The sequence below is a fragment of the Ohtaekwangia kribbensis genome, from assembly GCF_042676245.1.
Taxonomy (GTDB): Bacteria; Bacteroidota; Bacteroidia; order Cytophagales; family Cyclobacteriaceae; genus Ohtaekwangia; species Ohtaekwangia kribbensis.
The window spans coordinates 19,535-35,083 of record NZ_JBHTKA010000014.1 but is presented as its reverse complement, the minus strand read 5'-3'; the positions used below and the strand labels follow the sequence as shown (position 1 = coordinate 35,083).

Sequence of the window (15,549 nt, the reverse complement as noted above, 5' to 3'; positions counted from 1 at the left end):
CGTGAATCTTCAATTGTCTATATTAAACTCTTCTTTTCTTTGGAGGACGGCAACCGTTGTGAGGAAGCGGAGTTACATCGCGGATTGCAGTGATCTCGATACCAGAGTTCTGGATTGTGCGGATAGCAGACTCACGACCGGCACCAGGACCTTTCACGAAAACCTCAACCTTACGCAAACCAAGTTCAAAAGCTTTTGAAGCACAGTCTTGCGCTGCAGTTTGAGCAGCGTATGGTGTGTTCTTCTTAGAACCTTTGAAGCCCATTTTACCAGCTGATGCCCAAGATATAACCTGGCCAGTTGAGTTGGTAACGGAGATTATGATGTTGTTGAAAGTAGCGCGGATATGTACCTGGCCAACAGCCTCAACATTCACTACTCTCTTTTTTGCTTTATCTTTTCTCTTTTCAGCAGTCGCCATTATTGAAAAGTTTATCTATTAACCTTTAGTTGCTTTCTTCTTATTCGCTACAGTCTTACGCTTACCCTTACGAGTACGAGCGTTGTTCTTAGTAGTCTGGCCACGTACAGGAAGTCCTTTACGGTGACGAAGACCACGGTAGCATCCGATATCCATCAGACGTTTAATGCTAAGCTGAATCTCAGATTTAAGAACGCCTTCGATTCTGAATTTCTCAGCGATGATCGCGCGAATCGCATTTGATTCTTCATCATTCCAATCCTTAACTTTCTTATCCCAGTCTACACTGGCTTCAGAAAGAATATTTTGGGCTGACCTGCGGCCAATACCAAAAATATAAGTAAGGCTGATTTCGCCTCGCTTGTTATCAGGAATATCTACACCTGCTATACGTGCCATAGTCTATTATCCTTGTCTTTGTTTATACCTCGGATTCTTTTTGTTAATCACATACAGTTTGCCCTTGCGTCTGATGATCTTACAGTCAGCGCTACGCTTCTTTATGGATGCTTTAACTTTCATGTCTTTAATCTATCTACTTGTATCTGAATACAATTCTTCCTTTTGTTAAATCATACGGTGACATTTCCAAGCGTACTTTGTCTCCAGGTAAAATCCGGATGTAGTGCATGCGCATCTTTCCGGAAATATGAGCTAATACCTCATGCCCGTTTTCTAGTTGTACCCGAAACATTGCATTCGACAATGCTTCACTTATAGTACCATCTTGTTCAATTGACTTTTGTTTCGCCACTTATACGTATAATTTTCTTCTATATACTTGTGCGTTGTCAATATCTCCGTCCTATCTTCATGCACAGCGACAGTATGTTCAAAATGTGCTGAAGGTTTCTTATCTGAGGTCCGGATTGTCCATCCATCCCTCTCCTGCACCACATTCTTCGTTCCCTGGTTAATCATGGGCTCTATTGCGAACACCATTCCAGATACTATCTTAATTCCTTTGCCGCGCTTACCGTAGTTTGGTACTTCTGGGTCTTCATGAAGTTTTTTTCCAACTCCATGTCCCACCAGCTCTCTCACTACTCCATATCCGAAGCTCTCAACATAACTTTGGATAGCATGGGCTACATCCCCTATCCGATTTCCTGCTTTTGCTTGTTCGATCCCTCTATATAAAGAATCGTATGTTCGCTCTAGCAGAAGAAGCGTTTCTGAACCTACAGCTTCCAATGGATACGTATAGGCCGAATCACTGTGATAATCTTTATAATATACTCCGCAATCAACAGAGATTATATCAGTAGCTCGTAGTTCATAATTCCCAGGAAACCCATGAACCACTACCTCGTTGACAGATATACAAAGTGAAGCAGGGAATCCGTTATAATTCTTAAATGATGGTATTCCACCATTATCCCTGATAAACTCTTCGGCAACTTTGTCCAACGTTGAGGTTTTGACGCCTGGCTTAATCAGCTTAGCAACTTCTCCATGTGCTTTCCCAAGTATTTGGGCGCCTTCACGGATAAATATCAACTCCTCTTCCGTCTTTAAATGGACCATTCAGTTTAGGCCGCAGCAAATTGAGAACGTCCTTTCACTCTACCCGACTTCATCATACCTTCATAGTGTCTCATCAGCAGGTAGCTTTCGATTTGCTGTAGTGTGTCTAATACAACACCTACCAAGATCAAAAGAGAAGTACCACCGTAGAACTGAGCGAAGTTTTGACCAACTCCCGCTTTTACTGCAAATGCCGGAAGCACTGCAATAGCCGCCAGGAATATCGCACCCGGTAATGTGATCCGTGATAACACGGTATCTATAAATTCGGCAGTCTGTTTACCTGGCTTAACACCTGGAACAAATCCACCATTTCTTTTCAAGTTATCAGCGATGTCGTTTGAGTTGATTGTGATCGCGGTGTAAAAGAACGTGAAGATCAAAATCATGCTGGCAAACAACACACTATACTGCCATGAATAAGGATCTGAGAAAGTTGATCCTATATAGGCACCTAAATCGCTATCATTCCATATACCTGCCAGCAGTGCTGGAATAAACATCAGTGCTTGCGCGAAAATAATTGGCATCACACCAGCTGAGTTCAACTTCAGCGGAATAAAATCGCGTTTACCACCATATAACTTATTTCCAATAACCTGCTTCGCATATTGAATAGGTATTCTGCGAGTTGCCTGCGTTAACGCTATAACAGCTACTACTATACCGAAGAGGGCAAAAATCTCAATAATGAAGAAGATGGCCTTTCCCGGAAATTTATCTGTCACTTCAGACACCAAGGCTAGTGGTAGTCTTGATACGATACCAATCATGATCAGCATCGATATACCGTTACCTATACCTTTATCTGTTATGCGTTCACCTAACCACATACAGAACATTGTACCTGCAATGATCAATACCAGTGAAGTAACATAAAACATAGTACCCGGAGTTGTGATAACAGCAGGATCAATAGTCCCTTTCAAATAGCTATATCCCTGGAATACAGTAATAACAATGGTTAATACGCGCGTGAGTTGATTAAGTCTTTTACGACCAGATTCACCTTCTTTTTGGAGCTTCTGAAAATAAGGTACAGCAAATGTCAAAAGCTGTACTATAATTGAAGCTGAGATATAGGGCATTATACCCAACGCAAAAATTGATGCGTTGTTAAATGCACCTCCCAAAAATGTGTTCAGGTATCCAAGAATACCGCTGGTATTCCTGGTTGGATCCAATAAGTTTGGATCTATACCTGGCAATACAATGAAAGATCCGAGTCTGAATATGATCAGGAATCCGATAGTATTAAGGATTCTGACTCTCAGATCTTCAATTGAAAAGATGTTCTTTATGGTCTGAAAGAATCGCTTCATTACTTAACCGTTGTAGCAGTTCCGCCTACTTTTTCAATTGCTTGTGTCGCAGTTGCAGAGAAAGCATGTGCTTCCACACTTACTTTAGTTTTAAGTTCTCCTCTGCCTAAAACTTTAACTTTATCATTTTTCCCAATGACACCATTCTCTACTAATACCTGTAAAGTTAATGCATTGGTCTTAGCCTTTTCAGCCAAGCCTTCAAGAATGTCAAGATTAACTGCCTTGAAGTATTCCTTATTATTATTCTTGAATCCGAATTTAGGCACACGGCGCTGCAGCGGCATCTGACCACCTTCAAAACCAGCCTTCTTAGAATAACCTGATCTTGATTGAGCACCTTTGTGACCACGTCCTGCTGTGCTTCCGCCAGAACCTTGACCACGGCCAAGACGCTTGTTTGTTTTTGTAGAACCTTCAGCAGGTTTAAGTGTATGCAGTTTCATCTTAAAGTTCTTTTACGGTGATCAAATGATTCACTTTTGAAATCATTCCGGCAATCTGAGGAGTCAATTCCACCTCCACTGCCTTATTGATTTTGCCGAGTCCCAATGCAATCATAGTACGCTGTTGAGTCTCAGGTCTTTTAATCATGCTTCTGGTTTGAATAATCTGTACTTTAGCCATGATGCTTAACCGTTAAATACTTTCGACAATGAAACTCCTCTGTTCTTAGCAACAGTATATGCATCGCGCATGCTGGTTAATGCTTTGAAGGTAGCCTTCACAACGTTGTGCGGGTTTGAAGAACCTTTCGACTTAGCCAATACGTTGTGTACTCCAGCACTTTCCAATACGGCACGCATCGCACCACCAGCAATAACACCTGTACCAGGTGAAGCAGGCTTCAGCAGTACAAAACCACCACCGAATTTGCCAAGCGACTCATGAGGAACTGTTCCTTTAATGATCGGAACTTTAACCAGATGCTTCTTTGCATCGTCGATACCTTTTGTGATGGCATCTGTTACTTCATTGGCTTTACCGAGTCCGTAACCTACTACTCCATTACCATCACCTACTACAACGATCGCTGCGAAGCTGAATCTACGACCACCTTTTACCACCTTTGCAACACGCTCAATGGCTACTACGCGTTCTTTCAGATCGATTTCGCTGGCTTTTACTGTGCTAATATTGCTTACTGACATATTTCAGTTCTTAGAATTTTAATCCACCTTCTCTGGCACCTTCAGCCAAAGCTTTAATATTTCCATGGTACAGATAACCGTTACGGTCGAAAACGATCGACTGAATTCCGGACGCAATTGCCTTTTGAGCAATTTTTTTTCCTACATTCTTCGAGTTCTCAATGTTCAGCTTTGCTTTTTCACCAAGTTCAGTGGTTGAAGCGGCTGCTACAGTAACACCGTTTATGTCATCAATAATTTGTACATAAAGTCCGCGATTGCTTCTGAAAACCGATAATCTTGGGCGTTCTGAAGTCCCGCTGATTCTTTTACGAACACCGGCCTTTATTCTCTCGCGTCTTTCTCTATTCTTGCCTGCCATAGCTTTATTGCTCTATGATGCTTTTATTAGTTTAATTATTTAGCAGCAGCTTTACCAGCTTTTCTGCGAACAAACTCACCTGTGAAGCGGATACCTTTACCTTTGTAAGGCTCAACTTTGCGAAGTGATTTAATTTTTGCTGCAACCTGACCGATCAATTGCTTATCAATTCCTTCCAAGATGATCGTTGGGTTTTGACCTTTTTCCTGGATAGCCTGAACTTTAATTTCAGACGGTACCGCCAGGAACACGTTGTGTGAATAGCCTAAGCTAAGTTCCAAAACGTTTGATTGAGCAGTTGCTTTATAACCTACACCAACCAATTCAAGTTGATGCTTATATCCTTTTGATACGCCTTCGATCATGTTAGCTATCAATGCACGGTATAAACCATGCATAGATTTATGACGCTTCTGTTCTGTTGGGCGCTCAACTAATACTGTTCCGTCTTCCTGCTTTATTACAAAATCAGGATCGATTGCCTGGTGTAATTCACCCTTAGGTCCTTTTACACTTACTTTGTGATTAGCAAAGTTAAACGTAACACCTGACGGGATCGAAACTGGTTTACTTCCTATACGTGACATTTGCTTTTCTCTTTATTAGTAAACGTAACATAATACTTCACCACCGACATTCAGGGTACGTGCTTCCTTGTCAGTAATTACTCCTTTCGAAGTAGACAGGATAGCCACTCCCAAACCGTTCAATACACGAGGTAAAGAGCTGGTATCAACGTAGGTTCTAAGACCTGGCGTACTTATGCGCTCTAACTTTGTGATTGCTGATTGTTTAGTTTCAGGATTGTATTTCAATGCAATCTTGATACTACCTTGTCTGTCAGCAACATCCTCGAACTTATAGTTCAGGATATAACCCTTATCAAAAAGAACCTTGGTAATTTCTTTCTTGAGGTTGGATGCAGGGATCTCCACTACGCGGTGGTTCGCCTTAATGGCATTCCGCAACCGGGTTAAGTAATCTGCTATCGGATCAGTCATTTTATTCGTCCTTTTATATTAAAAAGCAAGCCCGCGTTTTTTAAACCGGGCTGCAAAGATATATAACAATTTATATTATCCAAACTGTTATCTGGTTTCACCTCGAAAGCCTTCGAGAGACCTTGATACTCAGCACCGTATGTTTTGAAATTAATTCCAGCACTTTAAGGTACTGGTTATCGTGTGGGATTTGTGTGTGTAAAGAAGCCAGAGTTACTACCAGCTTGCTTTTGTCAGACCAGGGATTTTACCTGCTGAAGCCATTTCACGGAACACGTTACGGCAAACTCCGAATTTACCGATGTATCCTTTTGGGCGACCTGTGAGCTTGCAACGATTCTTCAAGCGAACCGGGGAAGCATTGCGCGGAAGTTTATCCAGCGCTGCATAGTCACCAGCTTCTTTAAGAGCTTTACGTTTTGCTGCATATGTAGCAACAAGCTTTTCTCTTTTTGTCTGTCTTGCTATTACTGATAATTTAGCCATGCTCGATATTAGTTTTTAGTAGCGAAGGGCATTCCGAATGCTTTCAGAAGCTCAAAACTTTCTTCGTCCGTAGTTGCAGTAGTAACGAATGTAATATCCATACCACTGATTTTGTTCACTTTATCTATAGAGATCTCTGGGAAGATGATCTGTTCCTTCACACCCAGTGTATAGTTTCCGCGACCGTCAAACCCTTTGTTGCTAACTCCTTTGAAGTCACGCACACGAGGAAGTGCAATACTCATCAACCTGTCAAGGAATTCGTACATCTTATCACCGCGAAGGGTAACACGAACACCTATCGGCATATTCTCTCTAAGTTTGAAGTTAGAGATCGCCTTTTTAGATTTTGTAGAGACAGCTTTCTGACCGGTGATGTTTGTAATCTCTTCGATAGCAACATCGATCAATTTCTTATCGGTTACAGCTACGCCCATACCTTTGTTAATGCAGATCTTCTCGATCTTCGGAACCTGCATAACAGATGAATATTCGAATTTCTGCTTTAAAGCAGGGACAATTTCTTTTGTGTATTTGTCCTTTAATCTTGGAGTTGCCATTACTTAATAAATTCTCCGGTTTTCTTAGAAAATCTCTTCAGCTTACCTTTATCATCAAGCTTACGACCAACACGGGTTAGTTTCCCGCTGGCAGGATCAATCAGTTGTAAGTTACTGATGTGAATAGACGCCTCTGTCTTTTTGATGCCGCCTTCAGGTTTACCTGCCGATGGCTTCGTATGCTTTGTTACGATATTAACACCTTCTACTACTGCTCTGTTTTTATCAAGCAATACTTCCAGTATCGTACCTTCTTTACCTTTATCATCTCCAGCGATAACTCTTACCTTATCACCTCTGCGGAGGCCTAACTTAGGTTGTTTGTTGCTTTTTCTTTCCATGGCTTATATAACTTCAGGGGCCAATGAAACAATTTTCATGAACTGCTTCTCACGAAGCTCACGAGCCACCGGACCGAATATACGGGTTCCGCGAGGTTCATCTTGAGCATTCAAAAGAACGGCAGCGTTATCTTCAAAACGGATGTATGAACCGTCTTTTCTTCTGACTTCTTTTGTAGTTCTTACTACAACAGCTTTGGTTACAGTTCCTTTTTTCACCTGGCTGCTAGGCAGTGCAGACTTTACTGTAACTACGATCTTGTCGCCTACAGAAGCGTAACGTCTTCCGGTACCGCCAAGCACGTGCATACAAAGTACTTCCTTTGCTCCACTGTTATCTGCTACGGTAAGTCTGGATTCGGTGCGTATCATATCTTTATATCTTCAGTTCTGTTTATCCTTTAAGCTGAACGTTGTCTTATCTGATTGAGATTATTTCGCTTTCTCAACGATCTCAACCAATCTCCAACGCTTCTCTTTACTCATCGGACGAGTTTCAGCAATACGTACAGTATCTCCGATACCTGCAGTATTCTGCTCATCATGAGCCTTGAACTTGGTAGTTCTATTCACAAATTTACCATAGATCGGGTGCTTCACTTTTCTGTCAACAGCTACAGTGATGGTCTTCTGCATTTTATTGCTTACAACCTTACCGATCCTTTCTTTGCGTTCGTTACGTTCTTCCATAACCTATTTTCTTATTGGGCTATTTAGATGCACGTTCTTTTACGGTTAACTCCGTGCTGAGGCGTGCTATCAGCTTACGTGTTTCTTTCAATTTCATTGGGTTTTCTACCGATGAAATCTGATGTGCAAATTGCAGCTTACGAAGCGCTTCTTTTTCAGCACCGATCTTTTCCTTCAGCTCGGCTACAGTCAATCCCTTGATGTCTGTTGTTTTCATGGTGCTTATTGTTCTACGTAATCAGGTCTAACAGTGAATTTTGTTTTGATTGGCAATTTACCTTCTGCCAATTTCAATGCTTCCTTCGCGGTCGCCATATTTACGCCACCTGCTTCGAACAGAATAGTACCTGGCTTGATAACGGCTACCCAATATTCAGGAGCTCCTTTACCTTTACCCATACGCACTTCAGCTGGCTTGCGGGTGATCGGCTTGTCTGGGAAAATTCGGATCCACACCTGACCTTCGCGTTTCATCGCTCTGGTTACTGCGATACGAGCCGCCTCTAACTGACGAGCTGTGATCCATCCACCTTCCAAAGATTTCAATGCAAATGAACCAAATGCAATAGAGTGACCTCTTGTTGCAATGCCTTTTACGCGGCCTTTTTGCATTTTTCTGAATTTCGTTCTTTTAGGCTGTAACATTGTTACCTGGCTTTAATGCGTTTGTTCTTCTGATTAACCGTTTCTTTTTTGGCCTCCACCGCGATTATCTCCACCGCGTCTTCCTCCGCCACCACCTTCACGTCTATCGCCACCTCTTCTGTTGCGGCCACCTCTGTCGCCACCACGCTCGTTGCGATCTCCTCTTCCTCCGCGGTGTTCACCGCCACCACCTTGCTGGCCTGAAGTGCTTGCAAGACCTACATTTGGAGACAGATCACGCTTGCCGTAAATTTCTCCCTTGAAGATCCATACTTTGATACCGATTTTACCATACACAGTCTGAGCTTCAGAGTGCGCATAATCGATATCAGCACGAAGTGTATGCAATGGAATACGACCTTCTTTGTATTGCTCTGTACGAGCCATATCTGCACCAGCCAAACGGCCTGATGTTTTTACTTTAATACCCTCCGCACCTACACGCATTGCTGAAGCAATTGCCTGCTTCATGGCACGCTTGTAAGATATACGGGCCTCGATCTGCTGAGCGATGGATTCACCAACCAATTTCGCATCCAGCTCCGGGCGCTTAATTTCGAAGATGTTGATTTGAACATCTTTGCTGGTGATCTTCTTTAACTCTTCCTTGATCTTATCTACTTCGGTACCACCTTTACCAATTACAACACCCGGACGGGCAGTATGAATAGTAAGTGTAATACGCTTCAGTGTTCTTTCAATAACTATTTTAGCGATTCCGCCTTTAGGAATACGAGCCTTTACGTAATCTCTGATTTTCTGATCTTCAACCAGTTTATCAGCGAATGTTTTGCCACCGTACCAGTTAGAATCCCAACCACGAACGATGCCTAAGCGCAGGGCTACCGGATTAATTTTCTGTCCCATTATTCCTTAGTTTCTGTTTCAGTTGTTACCACTTCAGCACCGCTTTTCTTGAAGCTGTCCACGATCAATGTTACGTGGTTTGAACGCTTTCTCACGCGGTGAGCTCTTCCCTGAGGTGCAGGACGTAGTCTCTTCAGGATACGACCACCATCAACGAAGATATCTTTTACATATAGATCAGCTTCTTCAAGCTTCAGATCAGTATGTTTAGCTGTCCAGCCAGAGATTGCTGACAACAACAGCTTCTCTAGTTTAGGAGCACCTACTTTGGGCTCGTACTTCAAAATGTTAAGAGCCTTATTAACACGCTCGCCTCTGATAAGATCAGCGATCAGACGCATCTTACGTGGAGAGGTTGGTACGTTTTTCAGTTTCGCTACAGAAGGGCCGTTTTTAGCAGCTTCTTTCTTTGCATCACGCTTCTCGCGCTTAAGCACTGAACGTTTAGTTTTTTTCGCTACTTCTGCCATGATTACCTAGCGTTATCTTTCTTGTTTCCAGAGTGTCCACGGAAAGTACGTGTAGGAGCAAACTCACCGAGTTTATGACCTACCATGTTCTCCGTTACATATACCGGAATGAATTTATTTCCATTGTGAACAGCAAACGTATTACCGATCAAATCGGGTGTTACGGTTGATCTTCTGGACCAAGTCTTAATAACAGACTTCTTGCCTGATTTTTCCATTGCTTCTACTTTCTTGAGAAGACGGAAGTCACAATACGGTCCCTTCTTAATCGAGCGTCCCATTATTTTTTCCTTCTAGATATAATTAAATTATCAGAATACTTCTTCGGATGACGGGTCTTCTTACCCTTCGTGTACAGACCGTTGCGTGAACGAGGGTGACCTCCTGACGCACGTCCTTCACCACCACCCATCGGGTGATCAACAGGGTTCATCGCTACAGCACGTGTGCGAGGACGAACACCTCTCCAACGGCTGCGACCAGCTTTACCTACACTTTCGTTCATGTGGTCAGCGTTTGATGTTGCACCGATAGTAGCCATGCAAACATCTAACACATTACGCATTTCACCAGAAGGCATTTTCAATGTTGCCAAGCCGTTTTCACGAGCAAGCAACTGTACAAATGAACCTGCAGAGCGAGCTATCGCGCCACCTTTGCCTGGCTTCATTTCTACATTATGTACAATCGTACCGAGAGGAATTTTAGCAAGTGGAAGAGCATTGCCCACTTCAGGAGCTACATCAGCACCAGAAACAAGTTGCTGTCCTACTTTCAGTCCTTCAGGAGCGATGATATAAGATTTAGATCCGTCTATATAATACAGGAGAGCTATACGAGCAGAACGAGTTGGATCGTATTCTATAGACTTCACCGTAGCAGGTATACCTGTCTTATTACGTTTAAAGTCGATATCACGAAGTTTCTGCTTATGACCACCACCAATGTAACGCATAGTCATGCGCCCATTGCTATTTCTACCACCCGTCTTTTTTACTGTTGTTACCAGCGACTTCTCAGGCTTCGATGTAGTAATATCATCGAATGTAGTAGCGAGTCTATGACGCGTACCTGCCGTTACTGGTTTTAATTTCTTCAACGCCATCGTTCAAAAATTATACGTTGCTATAAAAATCAATTACTTCACCTTGTGCCAGGGTCACAACAGCTTTCTTGTAGCCGGGTCTGCGACCAGAAAGTATACCTGTTTTAGTGTAGCGGGTCTTTTTCTTACCCATTACATTCATGGTATTTACTTTCTCCACGTTTACGCCATATTGCTTTTCAACGGCTTTCTTAATCTCAACTTTGTTCGCATCAGCACTTACGATGAAACCGTATTTGCCTTTCTCGTTCAGAGCGGAAACTTTCTCCGTTACTAATGGTTGTTTCAGGATACTCATTATGCTTTATTTAATAAGTTCTCAACTTTACTAACAGAGCTCTCTACAAAGATTACGTTGTCAGCATTCATCACATCAAAGGTGTTGATCTGATCAGCTGTAGTAACTTTCGTATTCTGAATATTTCTTCCGGAAAGAACTACGTTCTTATTAAGTTCAGGAAGTACGAGGAGCGTTTTCTTATCACTTAATGCAAGAGCATTCAACAATGACAGGAATTGCTTGGTTTTAGGAGACTCAAATGAGAAGTCTTCCAATATCGCAATTGAATTATCTTTTGCTTTGTAAGAAAGAGCTGACTTACGAGCCAGATCTTTTACTTTCTTATTCAGTTTGAATGAATAGTCGCGAGGAGTAGGACCGAATACACGTCCACCACCTTTGAACTGAGGGTTCTTAATGTTACCTGCACGAGCGCCTCCGGTACCTTTTTGTTTCTTCAACTTTTTAGAAGAACCAGATATTTCGTTACGCTGCTTTGACTTGTGTGTACCTTGGCGTTGGTTTGCTAAGAAGCTTTTTACATCCAGGTATATAGCGTGGTCGTTCGGTTCAATGCCAAACACGTCAGAAGAAAGCGTAACTTTCTTTGAGGTTGCTTTACCACTATTATTTAATACTGCTACTTCCATTATTTCTGAAGGATTACAGTTGAATTCTTAGCTCCGGGAAGAGAGCCACTGATTACGATCAAATTCTGATCAGCAAGGATCTTAACAACCTGAAGGTTGGTAAGTTTTACACGATCGTTACCCATACGGCCGGCAAGACGTTTACCTTTTGGTACACGTGATGCGAACGATGCGTTACCCATTGAACCAGGTGCACGAAGACGGTTATGTTGACCGTGCGTAGCTCCACCTACACCACCAAAGTTATGGCGCTTTACAACCCCCTGAAAACCACGACCCTTAGAGGTACCAATGGCATCAATGAAATCACCTTCAACGAAGATATCCTGTATACGGATCTCTTTGCCAAGTTCAACTAAACCATCGAACTCAGTTTTGAAATCACGAAATTCAGCAACATCTTTTTTAGGAGTTGTGTTGGCTTTCTTAAAGTGACCGATGGCCGCCTTAGTCGTGTTCTTTTCTTTTTTCTCACCAAAGGCAAGTTGAACAGCGCGGTATCCATCCGTTTCTTCACTCTTTACCTGTGTTACTACACAGGGACCAGCCTCGATCACTGTGCAAGCTATATTCTCGCCATCCGGGCCGAATACGCTAGTCATTCCTATTTTCTTTCCTATAATGCCAGGCATAGTTGTGCTTGTTTTTCAGGACTTTCTGCTTGTAAAGTATACGTTGAGTAGACTCTTTCTGCAAAAAGGACTGCAAAGATAGGAACTAAAGGGTAGTTACCAAATGTGGGTTTCAAAATTTTTGGGAAATCTGGAGATAATGCTCCACTCATAAGTCACAGATCGTGAAATCATTGCTTCTTTTGACATTTGTAGCAGATTAACCAATCAGCACTTTTCATAGGATTTATAGCCATTCCGACAGTTAAAGCAGAATATTATATCGAAAATGATCACCAAAACTATTTTTTATACCGAACGCTCTTCCTCAACAAGAAGTCTTAACCATACCCTTTTATCCATGAAAAAAAAGAATTTTAAATGCTAAAAGGGTGACTAAATTTCAGCCGGATTTAGAAATCCATACTATTTTTTTCAATGAACAATAACCGCTGGCTGCTTCTTCCCTTACTCCTGATTTTACTGTTTGGTCTTAACCTTTCCCTGGGCAGTGTACATATTCCTTTTAAAGAGATCGTAACCATTCTGACAGGTGGCGAAAGTTCAGAACCTATATGGAGAGACATTGTCTGGAATTTCAGAATGACGAAGGCATTGACCTGCATACTGGCGGGAGGTGCATTGGCTTTGAGCGGACTGCAAATGCAAACGCTCTTCCGAAATGCGCTGGCGGGGCCTGATGTATTGGGACTGAGTTCAGGTGCGAGTCTCGCTGTATCACTGATCTTTATGAGTCAGGCTGCCGGCATTAGTTTCCTGCGTACACCCAATCCGTGGACAGTTGCCATCGCTGCTACATTGGGGTGCACAGGTGTATTCCTTATTATGCTCGCACTTTCCAAAAAACTTCTCGATAACGTTTCTCTACTTATCGTTGGTCTGATGATCGGGGCGGGAACCTCGTCCATCGTCAGCGTACTCCAATATATAAGTCGCGCGGAAGAAATGCAGACGTACCTCATCTGGACCTTTGGAAGTTTGGGAGGATTGAACTGGACGGAGCTCCTGGTATTAGCGTCTGTATTACTATTAGGAGGCAGTATAGCCCTGGGGTTGGTTAAGTCTTTAAATGCCTGGATGCTGGGCGATAATTATGCGGCCAGTATTGGTATCAACATGAAACGAGCCCGGTTCTGGATTATTTTGTCTGCCAGTATATTAACGGGAGGTGTTACGGCCTTCTGCGGCCCTATTGCTTTTGTGGGATTGGCTGTGCCTCACCTCGTGAAGTTTCTCGTCAAGACAACCAATCATAAAATATTAATCCCTACAGTAATGATCGGGGGTTCTGTACTGATGCTCTTCTGCGACATACTATCACAACTCCCGGGTAGTACACAAGTGTTGCCCATCAATGCCATTACTGCACTGATCGGGGCGCCTGTAGTGATATGGGTTATTGTAAGACATTCAAAAATGCGGGTATGAGTAGCGTGAAGAAAGCATTGCTGGAAACAAAAGATCTTTCAATCGGGTATACCGGCCAGTCTATACCATTGTTTGAAAAACAGAATCTTGCACTATACGCAGGAGAATTGGTTTGCTTTATGGGACCGAATGGCATCGGTAAATCCACATTGATACGAACCCTTGCCGGCTTGCAGAAAAGTATAGAAGGAGGTATATATATACATACTGATAACGCAGAGCTGCGGCAACAGATCGCTGTTGTACTGACCGACAAGATTACAACTCCGGGTATGACTGTGGAGGAGCTCATTACCTTCGGGCGTTATCCGTATCTGAACTGGAATGTAAGCCTACACGAAAATGATATCCGCATAATTGACGAGGCTATCGACCAGGTTAACATCCGGAATATCATTTCAAAAAAATTATATCAGTTAAGTGACGGCCAGTTGCAGATGGTTATGATTGCGCGGGCACTCGCACAGACTACACCAATCATTTTATTGGATGAACCCACAGCACACCTTGATTTGAACAATCGTGTCGAGATCATGCGTATGCTGAGGAACCTGGCGCGCAAAACTAACAAGGCTATTCTCATTGCTACACACGAACTTGATTTAGCGCTTCAGACTGCAGACTATATATGGCTCGCTGGCAACCAGAAAAATATCATCACCGGCATACCGGAAGACCTGGTGTTGAATGGTTCGTTCGATGATATTTTTCGTTTCAAAGGCTTTGACCTCAAAACCGGAAAAGTAAAACACGAAATAAATCGCGCGCGAACAATTCAATTGAACGGGAATGATTCGGAATATCTATGGACACGAAACGCACTGGAAAGAAACGGATTTCAGATTGTTCAGCACAACGGAGACACTACCATAAAAATTGAACAGAATAATAACGCTTGTGTATGGATTATCGGAGATAACCGGTATACATCGCTTCAGGGTTTACTGAAATACTTGTGCGGTTGATTTTCCTGTGCTCTTTCAAACCCACTGCTTCGCGTTAACATCGAAGCATATCGTGTCCACTTTACAGGTATACCCTTTGCGCGCAACGCTTTATGAAGGTCTTCAAACAGAGGTCCTTTATTATCAAAGTAATTATACGAAAGACCGAAGCAATAAAATCGAAATGTATGATGCGTGGTGATCTCAACCCATTTGTAGTCGAACGGAAATAACAACTGCGAAATCTCCTTCACAAAAAACTGAACAATGCGAGGTTTGATGCCCTCTCCTACTGTAACAGTCCAATCATGACGAAACAACGCCATGTTGATATCATACAGTAAAAATTTTCTTCTTCTTCTGAACAACGGCACTTTGCCCACAACTTCAAGCGTATCATCCGTCAGTATAAAATCATTGTTGGTTATACCGAGATAACTATATACACCTAACAGGTAAAGTCCAAAGAATGCAAGTGCCAGTCGCACATCGATCTCCGGCAGACTAAAATCATTAATAATATATACTGCTGACGTCAGTACAAACAGAATTGAGAGGTGGTTTCTGAGAATGCAGAGGGACGCTTTAACCAAACTACTTTCATACTTTTTCATAGGGCTCACACAATCTCCAAGCCCTTAAAATACAAAAGAATGCATTAAGAGTTA

The 15,549-nt window shown here is 42.5% G+C and carries 29 protein-coding genes; 2 read left to right on the top strand and 27 right to left on the bottom strand.

Annotated elements, in window-relative coordinates; all coding sequences use genetic code 11:
- Nucleotides 1–22 precede the first annotated feature (22 nt).
- From rpsK to rplC, 26 genes are all read right to left on the bottom strand, one after another.
- On the bottom strand, nt 23–421 hold the full coding sequence (gene rpsK, locus ACFQ21_RS26055; RefSeq protein WP_377584532.1) for a 30S ribosomal protein S11: 399 nt from the start codon (nt 419–421) through the stop codon (nt 23–25).
- 18 nt (nt 422–439) lie between these two features.
- A complete protein-coding gene (gene rpsM, locus ACFQ21_RS26050) occupies nt 440–820 on the bottom strand; it encodes a 30S ribosomal protein S13 (protein WP_377584529.1) in 381 nt (126 codons plus the stop codon).
- A gap of 6 nt (nt 821–826) precedes the next feature.
- Entirely contained in the window at nt 827–943 is a 117-nt protein-coding gene (gene ykgO / locus ACFQ21_RS26045; protein WP_079690082.1) for a type B 50S ribosomal protein L36, read from the bottom strand.
- A gap of 13 nt (nt 944–956) precedes the next feature.
- Nucleotides 957–1,175, bottom strand: a complete 219-nt coding sequence (gene infA, locus ACFQ21_RS26040; RefSeq protein WP_331979749.1) for a translation initiation factor IF-1 — start codon at nt 1,173–1,175, stop codon at nt 957–959.
- Nucleotides 1,136–1,948 (bottom strand): type I methionyl aminopeptidase, encoded by an 813-nt coding sequence (gene map / locus ACFQ21_RS26035; protein ID WP_377584525.1) that lies wholly within the window; start codon nt 1,946–1,948, stop codon nt 1,136–1,138. Before map ends, infA begins: the two co-directional genes overlap by 40 nt.
- A gap of 5 nt (nt 1,949–1,953) precedes the next feature.
- Nucleotides 1,954–3,270 (bottom strand): preprotein translocase subunit SecY, encoded by a 1,317-nt coding sequence (gene secY / locus ACFQ21_RS26030; protein ID WP_377584522.1) that lies wholly within the window; start codon nt 3,268–3,270, stop codon nt 1,954–1,956.
- On the bottom strand, nt 3,270–3,716 hold the full coding sequence (gene rplO, locus ACFQ21_RS26025; protein WP_377584519.1) for a 50S ribosomal protein L15: 447 nt from the start codon (nt 3,714–3,716) through the stop codon (nt 3,270–3,272). Before rplO ends, secY begins: the two co-directional genes overlap by 1 nt.
- Nucleotide 3,717: 1 nt before the next feature.
- Entirely contained in the window at nt 3,718–3,897 is a 180-nt protein-coding gene (gene rpmD / locus ACFQ21_RS26020; RefSeq protein ID WP_377584516.1) for a 50S ribosomal protein L30, read from the bottom strand.
- 5 nt (nt 3,898–3,902) lie between these two features.
- Nucleotides 3,903–4,421, bottom strand: coding sequence for a 30S ribosomal protein S5 (gene rpsE, locus ACFQ21_RS26015; protein WP_079690077.1), 519 nt, complete (start codon nt 4,419–4,421; stop codon nt 3,903–3,905).
- Nucleotides 4,422–4,431: 10 nt separating this feature from the next.
- Nucleotides 4,432–4,782: a 50S ribosomal protein L18 gene (gene rplR, locus ACFQ21_RS26010; protein WP_377584513.1), complete on the bottom strand. Its 351-nt coding sequence runs from the start codon at nt 4,780–4,782 to the stop codon at nt 4,432–4,434.
- Between the two features lie 35 nt (nt 4,783–4,817).
- Nucleotides 4,818–5,369 (bottom strand): 50S ribosomal protein L6, encoded by a 552-nt coding sequence (gene rplF / locus ACFQ21_RS26005; RefSeq protein WP_377584510.1) that lies wholly within the window; start codon nt 5,367–5,369, stop codon nt 4,818–4,820.
- Nucleotides 5,370–5,384: 15 nt separating this feature from the next.
- The gene (rpsH, locus tag ACFQ21_RS26000) at nt 5,385–5,783 is read right to left on the bottom strand and encodes a 30S ribosomal protein S8 (RefSeq protein WP_377584507.1); all 399 of its coding nucleotides are present in this window, start codon (nt 5,781–5,783) and stop codon (nt 5,385–5,387) included.
- A gap of 216 nt (nt 5,784–5,999) precedes the next feature.
- The gene (gene rpsN / locus ACFQ21_RS25995) at nt 6,000–6,269 is read right to left on the bottom strand and encodes a 30S ribosomal protein S14 (RefSeq protein WP_377584505.1); all 270 of its coding nucleotides are present in this window, start codon (nt 6,267–6,269) and stop codon (nt 6,000–6,002) included.
- Between the two features lie 8 nt (nt 6,270–6,277).
- On the bottom strand, nt 6,278–6,829 hold the full coding sequence (gene rplE / locus ACFQ21_RS25990) for a 50S ribosomal protein L5 (protein ID WP_377584502.1): 552 nt from the start codon (nt 6,827–6,829) through the stop codon (nt 6,278–6,280).
- Entirely contained in the window at nt 6,829–7,170 is a 342-nt protein-coding gene (gene rplX, locus ACFQ21_RS25985; RefSeq protein WP_377584499.1) for a 50S ribosomal protein L24, read from the bottom strand. The genes rplE and rplX overlap by 1 nt, the downstream gene beginning before the upstream one ends.
- 3 nt (nt 7,171–7,173) lie before the next feature.
- Nucleotides 7,174–7,542, bottom strand: a complete 369-nt coding sequence (gene rplN, locus ACFQ21_RS25980; RefSeq protein WP_079690070.1) for a 50S ribosomal protein L14 — start codon at nt 7,540–7,542, stop codon at nt 7,174–7,176.
- 60 nt (nt 7,543–7,602) lie between these two features.
- Nucleotides 7,603–7,860, bottom strand: a complete 258-nt coding sequence (rpsQ, locus tag ACFQ21_RS25975) for a 30S ribosomal protein S17 (RefSeq protein WP_377584496.1) — start codon at nt 7,858–7,860, stop codon at nt 7,603–7,605.
- Nucleotides 7,861–7,879: 19 nt separating this feature from the next.
- The gene (gene rpmC / locus ACFQ21_RS25970) at nt 7,880–8,077 is read right to left on the bottom strand and encodes a 50S ribosomal protein L29 (RefSeq protein ID WP_377584493.1); all 198 of its coding nucleotides are present in this window, start codon (nt 8,075–8,077) and stop codon (nt 7,880–7,882) included.
- Between the two features lie 5 nt (nt 8,078–8,082).
- The gene (gene rplP, locus ACFQ21_RS25965) at nt 8,083–8,505 is read right to left on the bottom strand and encodes a 50S ribosomal protein L16 (RefSeq protein WP_377584490.1); all 423 of its coding nucleotides are present in this window, start codon (nt 8,503–8,505) and stop codon (nt 8,083–8,085) included.
- Nucleotides 8,506–8,538: 33 nt separating this feature from the next.
- Complete coding sequence (rpsC, locus tag ACFQ21_RS25960; RefSeq protein ID WP_377584486.1) at nt 8,539–9,372, bottom strand: 30S ribosomal protein S3; 834 nt, start codon at nt 9,370–9,372, stop codon at nt 8,539–8,541.
- The gene (gene rplV, locus ACFQ21_RS25955) at nt 9,372–9,842 is read right to left on the bottom strand and encodes a 50S ribosomal protein L22 (RefSeq protein WP_377584483.1); all 471 of its coding nucleotides are present in this window, start codon (nt 9,840–9,842) and stop codon (nt 9,372–9,374) included. The genes rpsC and rplV overlap by 1 nt, the downstream gene beginning before the upstream one ends.
- Before the next feature lie 2 nt (nt 9,843–9,844).
- A complete protein-coding gene (gene rpsS / locus ACFQ21_RS25950) occupies nt 9,845–10,123 on the bottom strand; it encodes a 30S ribosomal protein S19 (protein ID WP_079690064.1) in 279 nt (92 codons plus the stop codon).
- Entirely contained in the window at nt 10,123–10,947 is an 825-nt protein-coding gene (gene rplB / locus ACFQ21_RS25945; protein WP_377584479.1) for a 50S ribosomal protein L2, read from the bottom strand. The genes rpsS and rplB overlap by 1 nt, the downstream gene beginning before the upstream one ends.
- Nucleotides 10,948–10,957: 10 nt before the next feature.
- A complete protein-coding gene (gene rplW / locus ACFQ21_RS25940) occupies nt 10,958–11,245 on the bottom strand; it encodes a 50S ribosomal protein L23 (RefSeq protein ID WP_377584477.1) in 288 nt (95 codons plus the stop codon).
- Complete coding sequence (rplD, locus tag ACFQ21_RS25935; protein ID WP_377584474.1) at nt 11,245–11,877, bottom strand: 50S ribosomal protein L4; 633 nt, start codon at nt 11,875–11,877, stop codon at nt 11,245–11,247. The genes rplW and rplD overlap by 1 nt, the downstream gene beginning before the upstream one ends.
- Nucleotides 11,877–12,509 carry a 50S ribosomal protein L3 gene (gene rplC / locus ACFQ21_RS25930; protein ID WP_377584471.1) on the bottom strand — a complete coding sequence of 211 codons (633 nt, stop codon included), beginning with the start codon at nt 12,507–12,509 and terminating at the stop codon, nt 11,877–11,879. Before rplC ends, rplD begins: the two co-directional genes overlap by 1 nt.
- 417 nt (nt 12,510–12,926) lie before the next feature.
- Here rplC and ACFQ21_RS25925 point away from each other — a divergent pair, with 417 nt between their 5' ends.
- Complete coding sequence (locus ACFQ21_RS25925; protein WP_377584469.1) at nt 12,927–13,937, top strand: FecCD family ABC transporter permease; 1,011 nt, start codon at nt 12,927–12,929, stop codon at nt 13,935–13,937.
- Nucleotides 13,934–14,902 (top strand): ABC transporter ATP-binding protein, encoded by a 969-nt coding sequence (locus tag ACFQ21_RS25920; protein WP_377584466.1) that lies wholly within the window; start codon nt 13,934–13,936, stop codon nt 14,900–14,902. The genes ACFQ21_RS25925 and ACFQ21_RS25920 overlap by 4 nt, the downstream gene beginning before the upstream one ends.
- On the opposite strand, the gene ACFQ21_RS25915 is transcribed toward ACFQ21_RS25920, so the two are convergent.
- On the bottom strand, nt 14,872–15,495 hold the full coding sequence (locus tag ACFQ21_RS25915; RefSeq protein ID WP_377584464.1) for a hypothetical protein: 624 nt from the start codon (nt 15,493–15,495) through the stop codon (nt 14,872–14,874). The two genes, ACFQ21_RS25920 and ACFQ21_RS25915, sit on opposite strands and share 31 nt — an antisense overlap.
- Nucleotides 15,496–15,549: the final 54 nt, after the last annotated feature.